This window comes from Caldisericum sp. (assembly GCA_022759145.1).
In the GTDB taxonomy this organism is placed as follows: Bacteria; Caldisericota; Caldisericia; order Caldisericales; family Caldisericaceae; genus Caldisericum.
The window spans coordinates 1-4,386 of the sequence record JAEMPV010000119.1; the positions used below are offsets into that span (position 1 = coordinate 1).

General features: G+C 35.6%; 2 protein-coding genes. Both read left to right on the forward strand.

The genetic code is table 11. The features are described from left to right. The first annotated feature begins 391 nt into the window (after nucleotides 1-391). Nucleotides 392-3,031 (forward strand): AAA family ATPase, encoded by a 2,640-nt coding sequence (locus JHC30_06955; protein MCI4463885.1) that lies wholly within the window; start codon nucleotides 392-394, stop codon nucleotides 3,029-3,031. 109 nt (nucleotides 3,032-3,140) lie between these two features. Beyond that, on the forward strand, nucleotides 3,141-4,386 hold a 1,246-nt coding region (locus tag JHC30_06960), incomplete at its 3' end, for a hypothetical protein (GenBank protein MCI4463886.1).

Below are 4,386 nucleotides of genomic sequence, written 5' to 3' on the forward strand. Positions count from 1 at the left end.
CTTGGTTCTGTATCTGGGACTGATAATTACAAAATAGAGGTTTTTTATGTTATAAGTGCTATTTTAAAGAATAATCAATAAATTTAAAATAAAAAATGCGGGCTTTAAGTTAGAACGACAGAAATGAATATTAATCTTCGTCTTAAATGTAGGTATACAAAAGGTGCTTAAAATTAAACAAGAATTTTTAAAGATATTATTTGTCTTTCATTTTTTAAAGTTTTTATGGAAATTTCCGTATTTAGTAAAGCAAAACAAAAATTGATATAAGTTCAAAATTTTATTATTTCAGAAGGAAGTAGTATAATTTTTGTGGAGATGAAAATTCCAAAAATTCTCAATTTAGTTTATAATAATTTTGAAAAGAGGCTTAAGAAATAAGGAGGACGGGATGCTTCTAAACTCATTTAAGAGTAGAAAAATCATCTATAATGCTCTTAGTGCCGTTATAGTTTCTGGTTTTACTTATTTTTTAACGAAATCTCTACCTTACTACCCTTTAGGTTGGCAGTGGCTTTTTGTATTTACAGTTGGGCTTTTAACTTTTTTCAAGCCTGCGCTGGGTATCGTTTTTTCTTCTCTTTTATTCATATTGCCAATATCATACATCTCCTTGAACCTTGGCTTATTATACATTGCCTTTTTGATTTTGCTTGCCATTTTTAAGCTGCTTAAGCCCTTCCCTTTTTTCGTCTTAGGGTTATCTTCTATTATTGCTACTAACCCGAAACTATATGCCTTAGAGATTTTGGTTCCTCTTCTTTCCGGTTTTTCAGACGTTGGTCTTTCGCCTATCCTTGCTTCATTTGGGTGTTTCTTACTAGAGATTATAGGGATCTTAGAAGGAGTTCCGTCGATTGGACTTTTGAGCTTAGGAGCGAAAACAAAGCCACTTATTGCTTTGCATACAAAACCAGTAGATTCCTTAAGAGATTTTGCCTGGTTAAATCAGTCCCTTTCTTCCAAAAATATTACACCTAAATTTGAAAGTGTCCTAACTCCTTTCCTGGATAGACCAATTCTTGTTTCGCAAATCATTGTTTGGGCTATTACTGCGGGAGTTTTTTCATATCTTTGGCACAAGTCGAAAGATCTAAAAACGCGTATTTTTGCTACAGTAATAGGTGCTCTTACCTTTGCTGTTTCAACTTTAACAATGTCATCATTAATACTTGGAACCAAAATTTCACAATCTGTTATTGAAAGTGCTTTATTAAGTGCTATATTTGGAATATTGTTTACTCTTGCAGGAGCACCACTATGGGAAATTCTTTCTTCTCCTTTATTTGAGGCAACACATCTTGAAATAACAAGTCCATCATCAAATGATGAAGAGGAGAAAAGAGGGTCATCTTCACAGAAAGAGATTCCTCAAGATACCTGGGATGATTTAGCAGGTATTGAAGATATAAAAGAGGAACTTATGGATGTAATTAAGTCGCAATTTGACATCAATACACGCAAAGCATTGTCCAAAATGAATATTACTCCCCCAAGAGGTATTCTTCTTTTTGGACCTCCTGGAACTGGAAAAACAAAGATTGCCCGGATAATTGCCCACGAAGCGAATGCCTCATTCTTTGCAGTAAGTGGAACAGAATTTACAAGTATGTGGTATGGCCAATCAGAAGCGAATTTAAGGGCTATTTTTGAGGAAGCTTATAGAAATAGACCATCTGTGTTGCTTTTCGATGAACTTGAGGCATTCTTACCGAATAGAAGTGAATTATCTCGTTCTGATGCGCCAGAAAAAGGAATCGTTGGGACATTTTTAAGTTATACCGATGGGCTCAAAAAAATTGATGGAGTTTTGCTTGTTGGTGCAACAAATCATCCTGAACTTATAGATCCAGCAGCCCTACGTCCAGGAAGGTTTGATAAGGTAATTTATATAGGACCATTGGGAAAAGAGGGGCGGTTAAATGTTTTAAATCACTATCTTAAAGGGAAATCTTTAGATAGTGATGTGGATTTGGATAAGATAGCTGAGCGAATGGAACGTTTTACTGGCGCTGATATTCAATTAGTTTGTAACGAAGTAGCGAAAATTGCGCTTAAAAGGGACAAGAAAAATGTAAAAATAAAGATGGAGGATTTTGAAGCAGTATTGAGCGGGACAAAACCCTCTGTCACTATTGAGATGCTTCAAGAATATGAAAAGTTAGCGCAGAAGTTTATGAGACGTTCTGCAAAGGTAGAGCAGGAAGATGTTGTGGAACATCCTCAATACGATTGGAATGATGTAGTTGGTCTGGATAATGTAAAAGAGAGCCTCTTTGATGCTGTGGAAATGCCTTTAGTCCATCCAGAACTTTTGAAAGAGTATGCTGTAAAGGCATCAAAGGGTATTCTACTTTTTGGACCTCCTGGATGCGGGAAAACATTTTTAGGAAAAGTAATTGCAAGTAAAGCAAATGCTAATTTTATATACATAAAAGGTCCAGAGCTCTTAAATAAGTACATAGGAGAATCAGAATCTGCAATTCGCAAATTGTTCATACAGGCAAGAGAAAATAAACCTTGCATACTTTTCTTTGATGAAATTGACGCAATTGCGGGCAAGAGAGGGACAGAAAACGAGACAAAGACGAAAATATTAACTCAACTCCTTACTGAAATGGATGGAATGGAGGAGTTAGAGGGAGTTGTAATTATCGGGGCAACCAATACACCAGAGACACTTGACCCCGCACTTTTAAGACCTGGGAGATTTGATAGAATTTTATATGTCGCTCCACCCACAAAGGAAGCAAGGATAGAATTATTCAAGAAAGAGTTGAAAAATAGACCAATAGACCCTAACATTGACTATGAAAAGTTAGCAGAGTTAACTGAACTTTATACGCCAGCTGATATTCACTCTATTTGTAATGCGGTTGCTCTATCTGTAGCAAAAGCAAGTCTCAAGGAAAATACACGAAAGGTTATAACAACTGATGATATCTTGGAACAAATAAAGAGAACACAACCTTCAGTTAGTGCTGAAGAGGTAAAAAAGTATGAAGAAATAAGTAAGAGGATGGAACGATAAGTTATAATTGAGGTTTTATTTTGTATAACTTTAAAAATGAGAATAAGAAATTTGCAAGTTTTTAGAGATACTCATAAAAATTTACGATGACTTTGAAAGGAGAAGAGTAATGAGGAAAAGATTGTTCATTTTCTTTTTGGCTCTTTTAGTTTTATTAACAAGTTGTTTTAACCATGTTTCAATCTTTGATAGTTTGCTTCGTCCATCTTTAGCAAAGGCAAGTAATTTAACTTTGAAACTACAAATTGGAAGTAGCAAGATGTATGTTGGTGACTATGTGGTTGATTTGCACACAGCACAGGAAATATCTAATGGCTTTACCTATATTCCTATTACTGCTATTGCCAAGGACTTTGGGGCATATGTTGAGTATATTCCTTCTACAAAAGGGATAATAATTACCTTGCTAAACATCAAAATAGGACTTTCAGTGTGGTCGGATACCGCTGTGTTGAATGGAAATGTCGTATCAATTCCTGCCGTGTTTTTGAAAGATGGCATTCCGATGGTCCCTTTGAACGTTTTTGATGATGGCTTGGGTGTTTCACTAAATTGGGACCCTGCAACTCAAATCATAACGATGAGCGGGGACTATGTGTCTTTTGATCCTAATGTAAGATGGATAACTGCTCTTTATCCCGAGAATGGGTCTATTGAGCTAGCCAGGATTGTAGCAGTTGATATTGGCACTTCTTTAACCTTTAATATTGCACCAGGTGATGTGTCTACTCTTAAAGATGTTAAAGTTGATGGAGCGTCTGTTGGAGCGGTTTCTACATATACATTCACAAATATTACGCAGGATCATACGATAGGAGCAGACTTTACTATACAGTCTTTTACTATAAACGCCTCTGCAGGTTTAGGTGGCACAATAACTCCGATAGGTGTAATTACCGTAGCTAATAAGTCGTCTCAAACTTTTGTGATTACTCCTGATGAAGGCTATGTCATTAAGGATGTTAAAGTTGATAATCAATCAGTAGGTGCAGTTTCAATTTATACTTTTAATAACATTGCTTCAAATCACATTATTTATGCAGAATTTAAGAAAGAGATATCTTCAGTTGTAAATATCGGTTTAACTATCGGGAGTAAGATTGCTGCTGTAAATGGCGCAAGTTACACCCTTAATGTCCCTGCAACCATTATTGAAAATAGAACCTATGTTCCCTTGAGGTTTGTTGCAGAGCAATTGGGTTGTGATGTTAACTACCGTGATTCAGACAAAAAGGTTACTATAATTAATGGAGAAAACAAAATTGAACTCTGGATAGGAAAGAATATTGCAACTTTTAACGGAAAATTAGTGCCTACTGATTCAACCAATTCTAAGGTTGTGCCTGTTATTCAAA